The sequence below is a fragment of the Acidovorax sp. ACV01 genome, assembly GCF_014851495.1.
Lineage (GTDB): Bacteria > Pseudomonadota > Gammaproteobacteria > Burkholderiales > Burkholderiaceae_C > Acidovorax > Acidovorax radicis.
Genome location: NZ_JACUZT010000004.1, coordinates 38,436 through 56,918 on the forward strand (window position 1 = coordinate 38,436; position 18,483 = coordinate 56,918).

An 18,483-nucleotide genomic window follows, 5' to 3' on the forward strand; every position below is an offset into this window, starting at 1 on the left:
GTAAGACTTGCAAAGGTTGCGGGACGAAAACATTAATTATGGGGCGATCTACCGCTGGGTAACCAGCATTTGTGGCGGCGGCCTTCCATTTCAGCTGCCCGGATAAAACGGCTTGCCCAGCGAGGCAGGCATGTTGATGCGGATCCACGCCGGATTGCGCGAGATCAGCGCCAGCACCACGATGGTGGCCACATACGGCAGCATGCTCAGCAACTGGCTGGCCACCTGCACGCCCGTGGCCTGCAAGTGGAACTGCAGCATGGTCACGCCGCCAAACAGGTAGGCACCAAGCAACACCCGTGCCGGGCGCCAGGTGGCAAAGGTGGTGAGCGCCAGCGCAATCCAGCCGCGCCCGGCCACCATGCCCTCGACCCACAGCGGGGTGTAGACGGTGGAGATGTACGCCCCCGCCAGCCCGCACAAGGCACCGCCCACCACCACGGCCGCCAGCCGGATGCGCCGCACCGGGTAGCCCAGCGCATGGGCGGACTCGGGCGACTCGCCCACCGAGCGCAGCACGAGACCGGCGCGCGAGCGGTACAAGAACCAGATGAGCCCCGCCACCAGCAGCATGGTGATGTACACCAGGGGATGCTGCTGGAACAGCGCAGGGCCGAGCAGCGGCACATCGCCCAGCACGGGAATCGCGTACTTGGGCAGCTCCGGCAGCTTGGCCTGCACATAGCTGATGCCTGCAAACGCCGAGAAGCCCACCCCGAACAGACTGAGCGCCAGCCCCGTGGCGTACTGGTTGGTGTTGAGCCAGATCACGAGCACGCCAAAGATGGCGGCAAGAATCGCCCCGGCTGCCATGCCCGCCGCAAACCCGAGCCAGGTGTTGCCGGTGTGCACCACGGTGGCGAAACCCGCAATGGCCGCGCAAAGCATCATGCCCTCGGCACCGAGGTTGACGATGCCTGCCTTCTCATTGATCAGGAGGCCCAGGGCCGCAATGGCCAACACGGTGCCTGCGCTGAGCGTGGCGCCGATGAGCAGTGCATAAGACTCCATCAGACACCTCCTTTCTTGCTGCCGACCCAGCGCACGCGGTAGGCAATCAACGTGTCGCACGCCAGCAGCGTGAACAGCAGCAAACCCTGGAACACACCCGTGAGCGACTTGGGCAACCCCATGCGCGACTGCGCCAGCTCGCCGCCGATGTAGAACATGCTCATGAGGATGGCCGAAAGAATCATGCCGACCGGGTGCAGCCGCCCCACAAAGGCGACGATGATGGCTGCAAAGCCGTAGCCTGCCGGCACGTAGGGCGTGAGCTGGCCAATCGGCCCTGCCACCTCCAGTGCGCCTGCCAGGCCTGCCGCGCCACCGGATATCAACAGTGCCGTCCACAACGCCTTGCGCGACGAGAAACCGGCATACCGCGCCGCCGCCGGGGCCAGGCCGCCCACCTGCTGGGCAAAGCCCGCACGGGTGCGAAACAGAAACACCCACAGCGCCGCCGCGCCAGCCAACGCCAGCAAAAGGCCGATGGACACCCGCGAGCCCTGCATCAGGCGCGGGATCTGCGTCACTTTTTCGAAGGTCTTGGTCTGCGGAAAGTTGTAGCCCATGGGGTCTTTCCACGGGCCATAGACCAGGTAGCCCAGCACCAGCGTGGCCACATAGACCAACATCAGGCTCACCAGGATTTCATTGGCGTTGAACTTGTCGCGCAGCAGCGCCGTGAGCCCTGCCCAGACCATGCCGCCCAGCACGCCGGCGAGCAGGATGGCGGGCACGATCCAGGGGCCGGTGGTCTTGTCGGCCAACAGGGCCATGCCCCCCGCAGTGACCGCGCCGATCACAAACTGGCCCTCGGCGCCGATGTTCCACACATTGGAGCGAAAACAGACCGCCAGCCCCAGTGCAATGAGTAGCAGCGGCGTGGCCTTGACCATGAGTTCACCGATGGCATACGGCGTCCTGACCGGCTCCCAAAAGAACACCTGCAGCCCGCGCACCGGGTCCTTGCCCAGCGCCACGAACAAGGCCACACCAATCAGCACGGTGACCGCCAGCGCCAGCAGCGGCGAGCCATAGGTCCACCAGCCAGAAGCCTGGGGACGGGGTTCCAGCTTAAGCATGCTGCGCCTCCCCGGCCTGCGCCTGTTGTTGATGCTGCTGGGCCAGGTGGGCCTGCACATCGGCATGCCACAGGCCGCTCATCCATTCGCCTATGCGTTCCACCGTGGCGTCCGCGCGTGCCACCTGCGGCGACAGGCGCCCCTTGGCCACCACATGCAGCCGGTCGCAGATTTCAAACAATTCGTCCAGCTCCTCACTGACCACCAGCACCGCGCAGCCCGCATCGCGCAATGCCAGGATCGATCCGCGAATCTGCGCGGCAGCGCCCACGTCCACGCCCCAGGTGGGTTGCGAGACGATGAGCAGTTTCGGGTTGGCGTCGATCTCGCGCCCCACGATGAACTTTTGCAGGTTGCCCCCCGACAGCGACTTGGCCGCTGCATGGGGGCCACCGGCCTTGACGTTGAAGCGCTGGATGATGGCCTCGGCATGTTTTTGCAACGCCCCCACCATGATCCAACCGCTGCCGCTGACCGAATTGGTGCGCGTGAGCAGCAGGTTGTGCGCCAGGCCCATGGTGGGCACGGCACCGCGCCCCAGGCGCTCTTCGGGCACAAAATGCAAGCCCAGCGCCCGGCGCTGGTTGGGTGCCATGCGGCCTGCGTTCTGGCCCGAGACCTGGATGCTGGTCGGCTCAGCGCGCTGATCTTCGCCCGACAGGGCATAGAGCAACTCTTTCTGGCCATTGCCCGAGACACCGGCAATGCCCACTACTTCGCCCGCCTTCACCTCGAACTGCAGGTCGATCAAGTCCACCCCGAACTGGTCGGCGCGCGGCAGCGACAGGCCCTGCACGCGCAGCACCGTGGCGCCAGTCTGTACGGCACGGTGCTCCAGCGCGGGCGGCTCGGCGCCGATCATCAGGCGCGACAAGGACGCATTCGATTCTTCCGCCGGGTTGCACACACCCGTCACCTTGCCGCCGCGCAGGACGGTGCAGGCGGTGCACAGCGCGCGGATCTCGTGCAGCTTGTGGCTGATGTAGAGGATGCTGCAGCCCTCGCTGGCCAGCTTGCGCAACACCACAAATAGCTTTTCGACCGCCTGGGGCGTGAGCACCGACGTGGGCTCGTCCAGGATCAGCACCTTGGGGTTGGTGAGCAGCGCGCGGATGATTTCCACACGCTGCATTTCGCCCACGCTCAGCGTGTGCACGGGGCGCAACGGGTCAATGTCGAGGCCGTATTCAGCCGCCTTGGCGGTGATGCGCTGCGTGACCTCGGCCAGCGTCAGGCTCTTGTCCAGGCCCAGCCAGACGTTCTCGGCCACGGTGAGCGTGTCGAACAAACTGAAGTGCTGGAACACCATGGCAATGCCCAGCGCCCGCGCCTCCTGCGGGTTGCGCACCTGCACGGCCTGGCCGTTGAAGAACACGCTGCCTTCGTCGGGCTTGACCGAGCCGTAGATGATCTTCATCAGCGTGGACTTGCCCGCGCCGTTCTCGCCCAGCACGGCGTGGATCTCGCCGGGCAGCACCGTGAGCGACACACCACTGTTGGCCACCACGGCCGGGTAGCGCTTGGTAATGCCCGTCAGCTGCAACCGGGGTGGTGGCGCCCCCGGAGCGGGAGAAGTAGGAGGTGAACTCATGCGGGGATTGTCTCTCAGTTTTACAACTTGTTATAAGAATGAAAACACCTTCTTGCGCTTGTTCAGCATGCGTCAGCAGCTATTCTTTTCGTAGCGAAGCAGCCACATTCTTCACACAGTCGCGCAGCCAGGCCGCCGCCGCCGAGTGGTGCGTGCGCGCATGCCAGAGCTGGTAGTACATGAGCCGGGGAAACGGCACCGGGCACGGCAGGATGGCCAGGGGCAGCTGGTCCACATACCGCTCGCAGTACTGGCGGCCCGTGGTCAGCACAAGCAAGCTCGATGCCACGATGCTGGGGATGAGGCTGAAATGCGCGCAGCGCGCCGTGATGTGGCGCTGCATGCCCAGACTGTCCAGGTGGGCGTCGATCACCCCGCGAGCACCGGGGTGGGTGGGGGTGGGGGCAATGTGCTCGGCCGCCAGCCAGCTTTCCACGTCCCAGCCGCGCCGCACGGCGGGGTGGTCCTTGCCGACCAGGCACACCACCTCGTCGCCAAACAGGCGGCCCATGTGCAGGTCGTCCGGCGGCTGGGGCCAGTTGCCGATGACCACATCCACCTCGCCCTGCGCCAGGTGCGCGTGGTAGTGCGTGTCGGCCGACAGGGGCAGGATCTCGATGGGGCACAAAGGGGCCTCGACCTTGAGGCGTGCCACCAGCTGGGGCAGGAAGAGCGGGTCCAGATAGTCGCTGGCGGCCACGCGGAAGGTGCGGGTAGAGGTGCGGGGGTCGAACCCGCGCGCATCCGAGAACAGCGCCTCGGCCGATCGCAGGATGGCACCGGCGGGCTCCACCATGCGCAGCGCGGCATCGGTGGGCATCATGCTGGCGCCCGAGCGCACCAGCAGCGGGTCGCCCGCCAGGTCGCGCAGGCGCTTGAGCGCAGCCGACACCGCCGGCTGGTGCATGCCCAGGCGGACGGCGGCCCTCGATACGCTGCGTTCAGTGAGCACGGTGTGCAAGACCCTTATGAGATGGAGGTCTATCTTGTCGAAAAGGGCGTGGTCTCTCATAGCAGTGCGTGCATTGATGTCATAAGCTTGTACTTATGCTGGCGGCCATTGGGCGCCCTACCCTCTGATGAACACGACTTGCGCAAAACAGGGCTCAGGCAAGCCGCATCGCTCCAAGGCAATGCAGCCGTTGCATCCCGATGTGCGTAAGTCCTCATGAATTGATAGCAATCGAAGAAGCGGCCTCCGTCATGACCACCCAAACCTTGCAATTCCTGCGCCGCGGCCAGCCCGTGGCGCTGGGCAATGTACCACCCGACCGCACGCTGCTGGAGGTGCTGCGCGAAGACCTGGGCCACACCGGCACCAAGGAAGGCTGCGGCGAAGGCGACTGCGGCGCCTGCACCGTGGTGCTGGGCGAGGCGCGGGACGGCAAGGTGCACTACAGCGCGGTGAACAGCTGCATCCGGCTGGCACATTCGGTCCACGGCATGGCGCTGTGGACGGTGGAGGACTTGGCGGAAGACCCGCTGATCCAGCCGGTGGGCGATGCAGCCCCCGCTGCTAGGCAATCCATCACCTTGCATCCCGCTCAGGAAGCGATGGTCCAGTGCCATGGATCCCAATGCGGCTTCTGCACCCCCGGTTTCGTCATGAGCCTCTTTGGCATGTACCAGAAGCATGTCCGCCAAGGCCAGCCCATCACCCGCGAACTGGCGCAGGAAGAACTCTCCGGCAACCTGTGCCGCTGCACTGGCTACCGCCCCATCCTGGACGCCGCGCAGCACATGGCCGCCCTGCCCGCGATGGTGGTGAACGAACCTGTTTTGCTACAAAAATTGGAGCTGCTCGCGCTTCACCATCCAGTGCCAGAGGCCAATTCTTCTTATATTTCGCCCACCACGCTCACCGATCTACTGGCCGCGCGGGCGGAACACCCTGCGGCGCAGGTGGTGGCAGGTTGCACCGACGTGGGCCTGTGGGTGACCAAGCAACACAAGCAATACGAAAGCATCCTGGACGTGACCCGCGTGGCCGAGCTGCGGCAGGTTCAGCAGGACGCGCACCACATCACCCTCGGCGCCGCCGTCACCCTGACCGACGCCTTTGCGGCACTGACGGCCCAGTGGCCGCAGCTGCACACCTTTGCCACGCGCTTTGCGGGCCTGCCCGTGCGCAACTCGGGCACGCTGGGGGGCAATGTGGCCAACGGCTCGCCCATAGGCGACTCGATGCCGCTCTTGATCGCCCTGCGCGCCCAGGTGGTGCTGGCCAGCGTGCGCGGCGAACGCGCCATGGCGCTGGAAGACCTGTACACCGGCTACCGGCAAAACGTGATGGCGCCGGACGAACTGCTGGCGCGCATCGTGGTGCCCAGGCCGGGGGTCACGGAAGTGCTTCGGGCTTACAAGATTTCCAAGCGCTTCGACGACGATATTTCTGCCGTCTGCCTTGTCATCAACCTCGATATCGAAGCCGACGTGGTGCGCCGCGCCAGTATCGGCGCGGGTGGCGTGGCCGCCACCCCGGCCCGCGCCCGCCAGACCGAAGCCGCGCTGACCGGCCAGCCGTGGAACGCCGACACCATTGCCCGCGCCGCGCAAGCGCTGCAGGGCGAGTTCAACCCCATCTCGGACATGCGTGCCAGCGGTGCCTACCGCCGCACGGTGCTGGCCAGCCTGCTGCAGCGCTTCTGGCTGGAGAGCCAGGGCGAAGAGGCGGTGAGCGTAGAGAACTTCCGCCTGGAGGAAGCCGTATGAACCAGCGCGAAACCTTGCCCGGCGGCCTGCCCGTGAGCCGCGATGCCGTGGACAGCCCCGTGGCTGCTGCCGCCGATGCCCACGCCGCCGAACCCCTGGCAGCCCCGCAGCCCAGCGCACCTGCCAGCACCCGCGCCATGGGCCAGTCGCACGTCCACGAAAGCGCCCGCGCCCAGGTAGCCGGTGCGGCCCACTACATCGACGACCTGCCGGAGGTGAAGGGCACGTTGTACGCCGCGCCCATCCTCTCCACCGTGGCCCACGGCACCTTGAACGGCGTCGACGCCAGTGCCGCCCTGGCCCTGCCCGGCGTGCGCGGCGTGGTGCTGGCGGCAGACGTGCCCGGCGACAAGCTGCTCGCCGCCTTTGCGCACGACGAGCCCGTGTTTGCGCACGACACCGTGCAGCACATCGGACAGGTGATCGGCCTGGTGGTGGCCGATTCGGTGATGCAGGCGCGCCGCGCCGTGCGCGCCGTGCAGCTCGACATCACCCCACTGCCCGCAGTGCTCTCTGTGCACGACGCGCTGAAGGCCAAGAGCTACGTGCTGCCCCCCGTGTTCGTGCGCCGGGGCGACGCCACCACGGGCCTTGCCCAATCGGCGCACCGCCTGCAGGGCGCGTTCGAGGTGGGCGGGCAAGAACACTTCTATCTGGAAGGCCAGATCGCCTACGCACTGCCACTGGAGCAAAAGCAGTGGTGGATCTATTCCAGCACCCAGCACCCCGGCGAAGTGCAGCACTGGGTGGCGCACGCCTTGGGGCTGGACAACCACGCTGTGCGCGTGGAATGCCGGCGCATGGGCGGCGGCTTTGGCGGCAAGGAGACCCAGGCTGGCCACCTGGCCGTGTGGGCCGCCGTGGCCGCCAACAAGTTCGGCCGCGCCGTCAAGCTGCGGCTGGACCGCGATGAAGACTTCATGGTCACCGGCAAACGCCATCCCTTCGCGTACGAGTACGACGTGGGTTTTGACGACACCGGCCGCATCACGGGCCTCAAGCTCCAGATGGCGGCCAACTGCGGCTTCAGCGCGGATCTGTCGGGCCCCGTGGCCGACCGCGCCGTGTTCCACAGCGACAACGCCTACTACCTCAGCGATGTGGAAATCGCCTCGTACCGCTGCAAGACCAACACGCAGAGCCACACCGCGTTCCGGGGCTTTGGCGGGCCACAGGGCGTGATCGTGATCGAGGCCATCCTGGGCGACATCGCCCGCGCGCTGGGCCGCGATGCGCAGGACGTGCGTTTGGCCAACCTGTACGGCAAGGATGCATCCGACGGACGCAATGTGACGCACTACCAGATGACGGTGGAGGACAACATCCTGCATGCGCTGATGCCCCAGCTGGAACGCAACGCCGACTACCGCCAGCGCCAGGCCCGAATCGCCGCGTGGAACGCGCAGCAGCCCGTGCTCAAACGCGGGCTGGCCATCACGCCCGTCAAGTTCGGCATCAGCTTCACCGCCACGCTGTTCAACCAGGCCGGCGCGCTGGTGCATGTGTACACCGACGGCAGCGTGCAGGTGAACCACGGCGGCACCGAAATGGGCCAGGGCCTGCACACCAAGGTGGCGCAGATCGTGGCCGACGAGCTGGGCGTGCCGCTCTCCCGCGTGCTCGTCACCGCCAGCGACACCAGCAAGGTGCCCAACGCCAGCGCCACCGCAGCATCGAGCGGCACCGACCTGAACGGCCGTGCCGCGCAGTTCGCCGCGCGCCATGTGCGCGACAACCTGGCGGCCTATGTCTGCGGGCTCGATGGCTGCGGCGCGGGTGCGATTCAGTTCGCGGGCGGACAGGTGATTTCGCCCAAAAAAGTGCGGCAGTTCGACGATGTGGTGAAAGAGGCCTACGCCAACCGCATCCAGCTGTGGAGCGACGGTTTCTACCGCACGCCCAAGATCCACTACGACAAAGCCACGCTCACGGGCCGGCCGTTTTACTACTTTGCCTATGGTGCGGCGTGTTCCGAGGTGGTCATCGACACGCTCACCGGCGAAAGCCGCGTGACCCGCGTGGACATCCTGCACGACGTGGGGCACAGCATCAACCCGGCCATCGACATCGGTCAGATCGAAGGCGGTTTTATCCAAGGCATGGGCTGGCTGACCACCGAGCAGCTGGTGTGGAACGACAAGGGCACCCTGACAACGCACGCACCGAGCACCTACAAGATCCCGGCGACGGGGGACATCCCCCAACACTTCAAGGTGGAACTGTGGCCCGAGGCCAACCGGGAGGACAACGTGGGCGGCAGCAAGGCGGTGGGCGAACCACCGTTCATGTTGGCGATCGGCGTGTATGAGGCCCTGCGCAATGCCGTGGCGGCGGGGCGCTTGGGTGCGGATGCGGCGGCGCCGGTGGTGTTGACGGCGCCGGCGACTGCGGAGAATGTGCTGAAGGCCTTGGGTCGTTTGGAAAATTGAGCCTTTTCAGGCCCTGTCGCTTATTGGGAAAGCGCCATTAGCTATATTTTTTGCAGCAACCAAAGTCTCTGGCTGAAGTGACGGAGCCTGGGATTTGCCCCAGCGCCCGCCATCCCGCCAGGCACGCCATTCACTACAAAAACAATAGCTACCAACGCATATCCAACAAGCGCCAGCGGCAAAAAACTCCTCAAGCAGGCCCCAGCGCCATGCGCCCTGAAGCCGTGGCCTGGCTCGCATGGCGTGTCTCCACCCGGTTGCGCCCTGCGCGCTTGGCGTCGTAGCACGCCATGTCGGCCGCATACAGCACCGAGGGCACGTCCTGCAGACTCGCATCGAGCACCACAAGCCCGATGCTCACCCCCAGCGTGAAGCTGCGCCCCTGGTACGACGGCTCCCAGGCCTGGACCGACGCGCGCAATTGCTCGGCCACGGCCTGGCCGCGTGCCAGCGCGCAGCCGGGCAGCACCACCGCAAACTCGTCGCCGCCCAGCCGCGCGGCCCAGCCGATCTGGCGCACCTGGGATTCGAGCAAGCGGGCCACGTGGCGCAGCACATCGTCGCCGGCGTCATGGCCGGCGATGTCATTGACCACGGTGAAATGGTCCAGGTCCAGAAACAGCACCACGCCGTCCCCGGCAATTTCGCTGCTCTGTGCATCCGGCGCACGCGGGCGCGCCGAGCGTTCGGCCAGCAGCAGGCCCAAGCGCTCGTCAAAGGCATTGCGGTTGTAGAGCCGCGTCAGCGCATCGTGCGTGCGCTCCCACGCCTGCTGCATCTGCGCCTCGCGCGCTGCGGTGATGTCCTCCAGGATCCAGACGGTGCCGCCCTCCATCTCGTCGCGCCGGACGCCACGGCCCTGCACACGGGCCCACACGGGCGAGCCGTCCTTGCGCATGAAGCAGACATCGCCATCGAAGACGCCATGTGCGGCAAACTCGGCCTGCACACGCTCGCCGATGCGGTCGTATTCGGCATCGTTGGCATACAGGGCGCGGGCGGGGTGGCCTTGCAACTCGCCCTCGGTGTAGCCCAGCATCAGGCAGGCCTGGCGGCTCACCACCTCCAGAATGCCATGGCGCGAGATGACGATGCCCACGGAGGCGCTGTCCAGCACGGCCTGGAACTGCCCATCCAGCGTGGCCTTGTGCTGTTGCTGCAGGCTGCCCTGCTGCACCATGCCCTGGAACATGCGCACCAGTTCGCCCACCTCGCCGCCCGCACGTGGCCAGGCGATGTGGTCCTGCAGCGGGCCAGGCCGGGCGCCACGCCGCAGCATCTGGCGGGCACTGTGGGTGAGCTGTGCCAACGGCTGCGCCATCCAGGCCATGAGCACGGCCACGAGCAGCATGCACAGCGCCATGCTGGCAGCAGCCAGCCACCAGGCTTCACGTTGCGCTCCCTGCAGCGGCGCCAGCAGCGCCTGCGAGGGGCTGACCCGCGCCACGATCCACTGCGGCAGCGGCATGCCCGCCATGCTGACGATGTGCTGGGCCTCCAGATGGGTCGTCCCCCGCCCCACCACGGGCTGTGCCTGGTCCAGCCAGCGGCTGTAAACGGGCGCAAGCCCTGCCTCATCGCTCACCTTGCCCATGATGCGTGCCGGGTCCGAATGCGACAGGATGGTGCCGTCGCGCGTGAAAACGAGGAGCCGCGAATCATCGCGCGCCGGCAGCGTCATGGACGGCGGCAACAGCCCCTGCGACTGCAGGCGCAACGCACCGGCCACCACGCCCAGCACGGTGCCATCTTCGCGGTGCAGTGGCATGGTGAACATCACACGTGCATCGCTGGTGCGCCCTGCGATCAGTTCGGACACCAGCGGCTTGCCGTCGATGAGGGTGCGGCGCAACGCATCGCGCTCGGCCGGGTCCAGGTTGGAGGCCTTGTCCAGTCGCCCCCCGCGCAGGTTCAACCGCAGTTCGCCGTTGTCGCGGGCCACCTGCATCGCATCAAAGAATTGCACGGCGGGCAGGCCCTGCTGCAGCAGCCATTCCAGGGTGGAGGGAGATTCGAGCATGCCCGGCGTGATGCCAGCGGCCACGGTGCGCAGCACCTTCTGGCTCTGTTCGATCTTGCTGGCGAGCAGGCGGGCGACAACCTCCACCTCATCCGTCTGCTGGCTGACGACGCGCCGCATGGCCTCCTGCCCCGAAGCGCGCGTGACCAACCACGCCGACACCGCCCCGGACAACCCCACGGCCAGCACCGCCACCAGCACCAGCCGCAGCACCAACGCCCCAGGCATCCACCAGCCCGGTGCGTCCTGTGGCGGCACGGGGTGGGTCGGGGGCGTCATGGACACTCCGCGCGGGGGGCGCCAAGCGGGCGCAATAAGGTGGCGTTGGGCATGGGGACAGGTCAAACCGGACAGGTCCCAACAAATATACGCAGCCCCTGCAGCCCGGGGCTTGGGTGGAACCCTCAGTGAAACCCAAGGACAAACCCTGACAAGGAAGCCCCCCTGAGCCGCTGCGCGGCTTCCCCCGGAGGGGGACGCACCCAGTGGCCTGGCAAAGCCAGTTCCACGGGTGCGCTGACGGACAGCGCGCCAGTAGCGAGGGCGGTGCGCGCTATTTTTCGCGCGGCGTCGAAGCCATCCACGCTGGGTTCAGTTCAGCAACCGGCCATGGACTGCAGCGCCCGGGGCTGGGGCAGGTTCAGGACGTTGCCCGTCCCGTGGATGAGGCCCAGCTCCCGCAGATGGCGCAGCACGCGCGAGAAGGTCTCGGGGGCGATGCCGAGTTGCGCCGCAATCAGGCGCTTGCGCTGGTGCAGCGTGACCTGCATGGTGCCGCTGTGGTCGGGCTCGGCATGTTTGAGCAGCCACTGCGCGCAGCGCGATTCGGCATCCTGCGCAAGGCGGCTCACCGCCAGCTCGGACTGCTGGCGGTAACCCTGCGCCATGTCGAGCAACAGGCCCCGGGCACCCGCCGGCATTTCTGCGAGGCTGCGGCGAAACTCCTCAATCGGCAGGCGGCGCACCTGCACGCGGGTGTCGGCCACCATGTCCACTGGCAGCGGCATGCCCATCAGGGCCGACGCGGCGTCCAGCCAGAACGGCCCTTCCACGGCCCCCAATTGGTGGCGCAGGTAGCCATCGTCCAGCACGCCGCGCAGCACGCGGCCACTTTCCAGGTGCAGCACGGATGTCAGCACCTCGTTGCGCCTGCGCAGCACTTCACCGGCGGCAAGGACCTCGGTTTCGGCGGGCAGTGAGAAATAGGTAGAGGGCAGCATGGAACGGACTGTGCCGCGCCCCGGCACGCCGGGCATTGAGCAAGATCAAACCGCGCCCTCGCGGCAGCGCCGCACCGCCCGGGGATTGCGCCAACGCACAGAAAGCCGCGGGAGCGCCCTCTTCACCCCCCAACCCGGCAAAAGGATGGAGCAGCCATTCGAAACAGTGTGTAACCAGGTTGTCACACCCCGCCGGTATGGTGGACACCTTGCCCAGAGACCACCGACCCACCGTGACGCACAACCCCCCTTGGAGCCGACTGGAGGCCATGATGGCCTTGCTGTCCCCGGCTGCGCGCCATGGCACGGGGCCCCTGGCACAACTCATGCGCGCAGGGGGATTGCACTGCGTTTTTCAGCCTCTCGCCGATCTGCGCGAAGGCAGTGTGTACGCCCATGAAGCCCTGATCCGGGGACCGCAGGGCACCCCTTTGCATACCCCCGATGCCTTGCTGGAGCTGGCCCGGAGCGAACACATCCTGCAGGACTTCGAGCTGCTGTGCGTGTTCACCGCCCTGCAGCAGTGGGGGGAGCAGGAGGCGCCAGGCCGCGTGTTCGTGAATATCAGCGCCGACGCGCTGGTGCACGGCGTGGCCCTGGTGGGCGCACCGATGCTGGGGGAGACGGTGCGCAGCTTTGGCGTGAGCGCCCGCATGCTGGTGCTGGAGATCACCGAACACGAACGCGTGACCGACATGCCCCAGCTGCGCCAGGCCATCAAGGCCGTGCACGCCTGCGGCGCGCGGCTGGCGCTGGACGACTTTGGCGACGGCCGCTCCAGCCTGCGACTGTGGTCCGAGGTCAAGCCCGACTTCGTGAAGATCGACAAGTATTTCATCCGCGACATCAGCAACCAGCCCGAGAACCTGCAGATGCTGCAGGCGATCAAGGGCATCGCCCATGTGTTTGGCACCAAGCTGATTGCCGAAGGCATCGAGACACGCGACGACCTGCGCGCACTGCGCGACCTGGACGTTCCTTACGGCCAGGGATGGCTGCTGGGCCGCCCGGCCAGGGCGCCGCGCGAGGCCGTCGATGGCCCCGCGCTGGACGTGATGCAGGATCGCCGCGTGGCCGTGCTGCCCTACCTGGGCCAGACGGCACGCCCCGGCATTCTGCGCAGCCTGCTGGTGGTGCAGGCCCCCACGGCATCGCCCGCCACCAGCAACGATGCGGTGGCCGCGATCTTCCACCAGCACACCGACCTGCATGCGCTGGCCGTGGTGGACGGCACGCGCCCCGTGGCACTCATCAACCGCCAGCAGTTCATGAACCACTACGCCACGCTATACTTCCGCGAAGTGCATGGCCGCAAATCGTGCCTGGCATTCGCCAACCAGGCGCCGCGGGTGGTGGAGCTGGACTGCGACGTGGACCAGCTGGTGGGCATCCTCACCTCGCAGGACCAGCGCTACCTGAGCGACGGCTACATCGTGACCGACAACGGCCGCTACCTGGGCCTGGGCACGGGCGACCAGCTGGTGCGCGCCGTGACCGAAACCCGCATCGAAGCCGCGCGGCACGCCAACCCGCTGACCTTTCTGCCCGGCAACATCCCCATCAGCCTGCACATGCAGCGCCTGCTGGAAAGCGGCACCGAGTTTGTGGCCTGCTATGCCGACCTGAACAACTTCAAGCCCTTCAATGACCACTACGGTTACTGGCGCGGCGACCAGATGATCCGCCTGGTGGCGCGCCTTGCCACGGCCCACTGCGACGCGCGCCGCGACTTCGTGGGCCATGTGGGTGGGGACGATTTCATGCTGATCTTTCAGAGCAGCAACTGGCTGCAGCGCTGCAAGAACATCGTGGACGAGTTCGCACGCGAGGCCGTCACGCTGTTTGACGACGGCGCCCGGCTGGCGGGCGGCATCCACGCAGAAGACCGGCATGGCGTGCGGCGGTTCTTTCCGTGCACCACGTTAGCCATTGGTGCCGTGCGCATCACGCCCGGGCGCTTCCGGCACGCCGAAGAAGTGGCCAACCTGGCCGCCGTGGCCAAACACGAGGCCAAACTGGCCGCCACCGGTGTGGTGCTGCACGGCGGCTTCACCGAATCCAGCCTGGGCGCGCTGGCCGCCACGCGGGCGCTGCAGGATGTGTTGGCGGCGTAGTTTCCGTCGGGTGTAGGGACTGGGCGATTCACGCTGCAAGCCAGTTCGCCTCGACCTCTAGCGCGCCTATGAGCGCCGCCACATCGGTTCATTGGCTCTTTGCGCGGCTCAAGCGGGAGTCTTGGTCACTCTGCCTTTCAATCTCGCAGGCTATAGTTTGCCCGGCTGAGGCGTGCCGTATTTCGCGGAGTTTCTTTATCTGAGTACCTTCCGCAATCCCAGGCTGCAAGCCACTTCCATAAGAAATCCGTGTCCAGAAGACCCCGCACTGCCCAGCTTGTTTCGCTAGGTTTGCAGGATGCATCACGTTAGACCTCCATGCGACCCATCCTGAATTCCGCAAGAGCCATCGCGCTTGTGAGCGTCCTCGCAATACTCGTCGCCTGTACCACTGCCGAGCCAGCAGGTGAGTTCAGCACAGCCCTCGGAAAGCCGGTTCGATCCGAGAAAGTCCACGAGGTAGATCTGGCAAGCGTACTCCCACTGGACTGGAGTGAATTGTTCACCTTTGGCCCGAACTCAACCCGCGAGAGCAACTGCAGGGCGTTGCAACTTGGCTGGCTCAAGTGCCGCATGACACTGCCTGCCGAAGTGACTGAAGGCGAATTCGTCCTGGTATTCCGATCAAACTCCACAGTCGTGCACGTGGAGCACCATCGGAGGTGGAATGGCGACTTCAGCTCACGGACCAGTCCGCGACCCCAACCAATACTGCGTTCAGCTGCAAAGTTCTCTGTCAGTCTGGTGTCCAACCGGGCGCCAGAGGGTGAGCAGTGGTACCAACTTGAGCATCAGGCCCATGACTGAGCACCAGCAATGACGAGGCCTAAGCCTCATGCCAAACGCTAGGCGCCACAAAAGAACTCGCGCCACATCTCCCTCTGCACCACCCATGAACGAAGCCGAAATCGCTGCAGGCCTGCCAAGTACACCGCACTATCAGTACGCGCAGCGCGTTGGAAGCCACCTTTTCCTTGCGGGCCAGGTGCCGCAAGCCTCCGATGGCTCGATCGTGGCGCCCGGAGATCCGTGCGCCCAGGCATCGCAGTGCCTGGCGAATTTGAGCAAGGTCCTGGCTGTTCACAGGTTTGCCATACCAGACATTCGCCGCCTTGTTGTCTACGTCGTCGGCGAACAGGCCGACCTTTCAGCCGCCTGGGGTGCCGTGGCCGAGTACTTTGGCGGGCAAGTGCCTCCGGCAACGCTCTTGGGTGTCGCCCGCCTGGGATACCCGGGGCAGGTGGTGGAGATCGACGCCACCGTCGTCAAGGGCTAGGAGTCTGCACGGCTTCGCTTGAGCGCAGAGTGACGCTGCACTCCGCAACCCTCAAGGCCCCGTGGGCGCCCCTGCCTCGAACCAGTGCTTGACCAGCGCACGCTCGGCATCCGTCATGCCCGTGGCGTTGTTCATGGGCATGAGCTTTTGTACCACCACCTGCTGGTAGACGGCCTGGGCATGCTGCTGGGCCAGCGCGGGCGAATCAAGCCGCAGGTTCTTCATCTGCACCTGCTCGCCATGGCACATGTAGCAGCGCTGCTCCAGCACAGCCTGCACCGATTTGAAGTCAATTTGGCCGCCTGCGCCCGCTGTTCCTGCCCCGGTAGCTCCTGAAACAGGAGCAACACCGGCAGCTGGTGCGGGGGTGGCCACGGCTGCAACAGCGGCGACGGGTGCCGGGCGCATCCAGGCGATGGCGCCCACGATCACCGCCACGCCCACCAGCGCATAGGGCAGCGGGTTGCCGTTGCGGCCCAGCTTGTAGCCGTGGCGCATCACGAAGAACTGGCGAATGGCCGCACCCGCGAACATCATCAGGATCAGCACCAGCCAATTCTGCGGATGGCTCCAGGTGAAGCTGTAGTGGTTGCTGAGCATCGCAAACAGCACGGGCAGCGTGAAGTAGGTGTTGTGCACGCTGCGCTGCTTGCCGCGTTTGCCGTGGATGGGGTCCACGGGCTCGCCGGCCTTGATCTGTGCAATCACCGTGCGCTGGCCGGGGATGATCCAGAAGAACACGTTGGCGCTCATGGCGGTGGCGATCATCGCGCCCACCAGCAAGAAGGCCGCGCGCCCCGCAAACCAATGGCAGGCCAGCCACGAGGCGATGCACACCAGCACCAGCACCAGCGCGCCCACGATAGCGTCGCCGTTTTTCTTCTGTCCAAAAATGCGGCAGATCGCGTCGTAGAGCAGCCAGAACACGACGAAGAACGCGAGCGCCACCGCGATGGCTGTGGCGGGCGCCCAGTCCATGCGCGACTTGTCGATGAGGTAGGTGCTGGCGCTGTAGAGGTACGACACGGTGAACAACGCGAAGCCACTGATCCAGGTGCTGTAGCTCTCCCAGAAGAACCAGTGCAGTTGGCCGGGCAGCTTGGGCGGCGAGACGGCGAACTTGACCGGATGGTAGAACCCGCCGCCGTGCACGGCCCAGAGCTCGCCGCTCACGCCTTGTTTCTTCAAGTCTTCGTCCTCGGGCGACGTGAGGCTGCTGTCCAGAAAGACGAAGTAGAACGACGAGCCAATCCAGGCGATGGCGGTGATGACGTGGACCCAGCGCAAAAGCAGGTTGGCCCAGTCGAGAAAGTAGCTTTCCATATCTCAACCTTGGCAGCGCGGGCGCGCTGCATTGAACGTGTTTGCGATCCCCTGCGAGATCGCAAACACGTTCTTACAACCTGCTCACCACTGCGGGCGCTCTGAGCAGAAATTGAGGTCGCGCACCTTGGCCAGAAAGAACGTTTCTGGACGGGGCACCGCTGCGACCCATGAATCGTTGAAAAGTGTATGCAGGATTTGTTCCAGATTCCAGCCCCGATCTTGGGAAGAAAGGGCCGGAATTACCCTCGGTCTCCCTCCTTCAGTGTCTGGAGCAGCTGCGCCGCCACCGCCACGGCGATCACGTCAGGCTCCTTGCCTTCAATGCCGGGGATGCCGATGGGGCAAGTGACCTGCGCCAGCTCGTCCGGTGCAAAGCCGCGCCCATGCAAGCGGTTGGAAAAAGTCGCCCACTTGGTCTTGCTGCCAATCAACCCGATGAAAGGCAGGTCGGCCTGCTCGCGCTGGCGGCGCAGGCAGACAGCCACCACGTCCAGGTCTTCCGCGTGGCTGAAACTCATGATCAGCACGCGGCTGCCGGGGGCCAGGCGGGGCACGGCCAACTGCACCGGGTCGGAATGTTCGCAGACCACGCCTTGGGGCGCCGGGCTCGGGAAGATGCCGTCCCGGCTGTCGATCCAGGTCAGCGCAAAGGGCAAGGGCGCCAGCACCCGCGCCAGCGCATGGCCCACATGGCCACCACCAAACAGCGCCACGGGGTGTTGGCGCGGGGTCAGCCGCGCGCGCAAACCAGCGGCGGGGGCCAGGTCGGCCGCCGTGAGGCGCTCAAACCCCAGGTGCACCACACCGCCGCAGCACTGCCCCAGTGCCGGGCCCAGCGCAAAACGCATCGGCGACCGGACCTGCGCCGGGCCCGACCCACCACCCAGGCGGCGGCGGGCCTCGGCAATGGCCTGCAGCTCCAGATGGCCACCGCCAATGGTGCCCACAATGCGGTCCGCGAACACCGCCATCCACGCGCCGGGTTCACGCGGGGCCGAGCCTTCGGTAGACTCCACCCTTACCAGACAGGCAGGGGCGGCTGCAAGGCCGTCCAGCAGTAAAAGTACATCAGTCAATCCAGATCCTTCACGCCATCAAGGGTCGTCCGCCCTGCGGGGCCTCGTTCCAGTCCACAGAAGCCACCATGCCGCCCACCCCCACCGAGCGCTCTTCCAGCCACCGCAGCCACTGGCTGCTTGCCGGACTCATGGCCGCCGTTGCGGCGCTGGTGGCGGCCTGCAAGTCTGCCCCCGAGCCCCCGGCCCATGTGCAGGACAGCACCATGCCCAGCACGGAACCCCCAAGCGTCAAGGGGCCTGTGTCCGCCACCGCAGGCTCGGCCCGCGCGTCTGCAGCCAGCACCGCACGCGCCTACCGGCAGGATGCCGCCACCCACCTGTACGGCCTGAACGCGCAGCGCGTGTTCAAAGGCAAGCTGCCGCCCATGCTGTATGCCATCGGCGTGCTGGAGGTCGATATCGATCGCACCGGCAAGGTCACGCGCCTGCGCTGGATGCGTGCCCCGCGCCATGCGCCCGAGGTGGTGGCCGAAATCGAGCGCACCGTGCGCGCTGCAGCGCCCTTCCCGGCGCCCACGCGCATGGGCAAGGTCACCTACACCGACACTTGGCTGTGGGACAAAAGCGGGCATTTTCAGCTCGACACGCTCACCGAAGGGCAGCTTTAAGTACATCCCCCTGAGACGCTTCGC

At 66.1% G+C, this 18,483-nt stretch carries 13 protein-coding genes; 5 read left to right on the top strand and 8 right to left on the bottom strand.

What is annotated here, in order from left to right:
* Nucleotides 1–90 precede the first annotated feature (90 nt).
* The 4 genes from IB243_RS12790 to IB243_RS12805 form a co-directional block, all read right to left on the bottom strand.
* Nucleotides 91–1,011 carry an ABC transporter permease gene (locus tag IB243_RS12790; RefSeq protein ID WP_057228637.1) on the bottom strand — a complete coding sequence of 307 codons (921 nt, stop codon included), beginning with the start codon at nt 1,009–1,011 and terminating at the stop codon, nt 91–93.
* Nucleotides 1,011–2,084 carry an ABC transporter permease gene (locus IB243_RS12795; RefSeq protein ID WP_010461650.1) on the bottom strand — a complete coding sequence of 358 codons (1,074 nt, stop codon included), beginning with the start codon at nt 2,082–2,084 and terminating at the stop codon, nt 1,011–1,013. Before IB243_RS12795 ends, IB243_RS12790 begins: the two co-directional genes overlap by 1 nt.
* Nucleotides 2,077–3,675: an ABC transporter ATP-binding protein gene (locus tag IB243_RS12800; RefSeq protein WP_192427495.1), complete on the bottom strand. Its 1,599-nt coding sequence runs from the start codon at nt 3,673–3,675 to the stop codon at nt 2,077–2,079. The genes IB243_RS12795 and IB243_RS12800 overlap by 8 nt, the downstream gene beginning before the upstream one ends.
* A gap of 79 nt (nt 3,676–3,754) precedes the next feature.
* Nucleotides 3,755–4,687 (bottom strand): LysR family transcriptional regulator, encoded by a 933-nt coding sequence (locus IB243_RS12805; protein ID WP_029413848.1) that lies wholly within the window; start codon nt 4,685–4,687, stop codon nt 3,755–3,757.
* Between the two features lie 191 nt (nt 4,688–4,878).
* Between IB243_RS12805 and xdhA the strand changes: the two genes are divergently transcribed.
* Nucleotides 4,879–6,387, top strand: coding sequence for a xanthine dehydrogenase small subunit (gene xdhA, locus IB243_RS12810; RefSeq protein ID WP_192427497.1), 1,509 nt, complete (start codon nt 4,879–4,881; stop codon nt 6,385–6,387).
* Nucleotides 6,384–8,816: a xanthine dehydrogenase molybdopterin binding subunit gene (gene xdhB, locus IB243_RS12815; protein WP_192427499.1), complete on the top strand. Its 2,433-nt coding sequence runs from the start codon at nt 6,384–6,386 to the stop codon at nt 8,814–8,816. Before xdhA ends, xdhB begins: the two co-directional genes overlap by 4 nt.
* A gap of 190 nt (nt 8,817–9,006) precedes the next feature.
* Here the strand turns inward: xdhB and IB243_RS12820 are convergent, their stop codons facing one another.
* Together IB243_RS12820 and IB243_RS12825 are read right to left on the bottom strand one after the other, a co-directional pair.
* A complete protein-coding gene (locus IB243_RS12820) occupies nt 9,007–11,115 on the bottom strand; it encodes a diguanylate cyclase (protein WP_057272161.1) in 2,109 nt (702 codons plus the stop codon).
* A 317-nt stretch (nt 11,116–11,432) separates the two neighbouring features.
* On the bottom strand, nt 11,433–12,056 hold the full coding sequence (locus tag IB243_RS12825; protein WP_010461669.1) for a Crp/Fnr family transcriptional regulator: 624 nt from the start codon (nt 12,054–12,056) through the stop codon (nt 11,433–11,435).
* Nucleotides 12,057–12,325: 269 nt separating this feature from the next.
* Here IB243_RS12825 and IB243_RS12830 point away from each other — a divergent pair, with 269 nt between their 5' ends.
* Nucleotides 12,326–14,170 (top strand): phosphodiesterase, encoded by a 1,845-nt coding sequence (locus tag IB243_RS12830; RefSeq protein ID WP_192428025.1) that lies wholly within the window; start codon nt 12,326–12,328, stop codon nt 14,168–14,170.
* 892 nt (nt 14,171–15,062) lie between these two features.
* Nucleotides 15,063–15,446 (top strand): RidA family protein, encoded by a 384-nt coding sequence (locus IB243_RS12835; RefSeq protein WP_192427501.1) that lies wholly within the window; start codon nt 15,063–15,065, stop codon nt 15,444–15,446.
* Between the two features lie 51 nt (nt 15,447–15,497).
* Here the strand turns inward: IB243_RS12835 and IB243_RS12840 are convergent, their stop codons facing one another.
* Together IB243_RS12840 and xdhC are read right to left on the bottom strand one after the other, a co-directional pair.
* A complete protein-coding gene (locus IB243_RS12840; protein WP_192427503.1) occupies nt 15,498–16,769 on the bottom strand; it encodes a urate hydroxylase PuuD in 1,272 nt (423 codons plus the stop codon).
* 242 nt (nt 16,770–17,011) lie between these two features.
* Nucleotides 17,012–17,848, bottom strand: a complete 837-nt coding sequence (gene xdhC, locus IB243_RS12845) for a xanthine dehydrogenase accessory protein XdhC (RefSeq protein WP_192427505.1) — start codon at nt 17,846–17,848, stop codon at nt 17,012–17,014.
* A 131-nt stretch (nt 17,849–17,979) separates the two neighbouring features.
* Between xdhC and IB243_RS12850 the strand changes: the two genes are divergently transcribed.
* Nucleotides 17,980–18,459, top strand: a complete 480-nt coding sequence (locus IB243_RS12850) for an energy transducer TonB (protein WP_192428027.1) — start codon at nt 17,980–17,982, stop codon at nt 18,457–18,459.
* Nucleotides 18,460–18,483 lie beyond the last annotated feature (24 nt).

What these genes read in the sequence shown, in the direction of transcription:
- IB243_RS12805 (WP_029413848.1), bottom strand. Translation starts at nt 4,687, where the DNA reads ATGAGAGACCACGCCCTTTTCGACAAGATAGACCTCCATCTCATAAGG.
- IB243_RS12795 (WP_010461650.1), bottom strand. Translation starts at nt 2,084, where the DNA reads ATGCTTAAGCTGGAACCCCGTCCCCAGGCTTCTGGCTGGTGGACCTAT.
- IB243_RS12820 (WP_057272161.1), bottom strand. Translation starts at nt 11,115, where the DNA reads ATGACGCCCCCGACCCACCCCGTGCCGCCACAGGACGCACCGGGCTGG.
- xdhB (WP_192427499.1), top strand. Translation starts at nt 6,384, where the DNA reads ATGAACCAGCGCGAAACCTTGCCCGGCGGCCTGCCCGTGAGCCGCGAT.
- IB243_RS12835 (WP_192427501.1), top strand. Translation starts at nt 15,063, where the DNA reads ATGAACGAAGCCGAAATCGCTGCAGGCCTGCCAAGTACACCGCACTAT.
- IB243_RS12840 (WP_192427503.1), bottom strand. Translation starts at nt 16,769, where the DNA reads ATGGAAAGCTACTTTCTCGACTGGGCCAACCTGCTTTTGCGCTGGGTC.
- IB243_RS12825 (WP_010461669.1), bottom strand. Translation starts at nt 12,056, where the DNA reads ATGCTGCCCTCTACCTATTTCTCACTGCCCGCCGAAACCGAGGTCCTT.
- IB243_RS12850 (WP_192428027.1), top strand. Translation starts at nt 17,980, where the DNA reads ATGGCCGCCGTTGCGGCGCTGGTGGCGGCCTGCAAGTCTGCCCCCGAG.
- IB243_RS12800 (WP_192427495.1), bottom strand. Translation starts at nt 3,675, where the DNA reads ATGAGTTCACCTCCTACTTCTCCCGCTCCGGGGGCGCCACCACCCCGG.
- IB243_RS12790 (WP_057228637.1), bottom strand. Translation starts at nt 1,011, where the DNA reads ATGGAGTCTTATGCACTGCTCATCGGCGCCACGCTCAGCGCAGGCACC.
- IB243_RS12830 (WP_192428025.1), top strand. Translation starts at nt 12,326, where the DNA reads ATGATGGCCTTGCTGTCCCCGGCTGCGCGCCATGGCACGGGGCCCCTG.
- xdhA (WP_192427497.1), top strand. Translation starts at nt 4,879, where the DNA reads ATGACCACCCAAACCTTGCAATTCCTGCGCCGCGGCCAGCCCGTGGCG.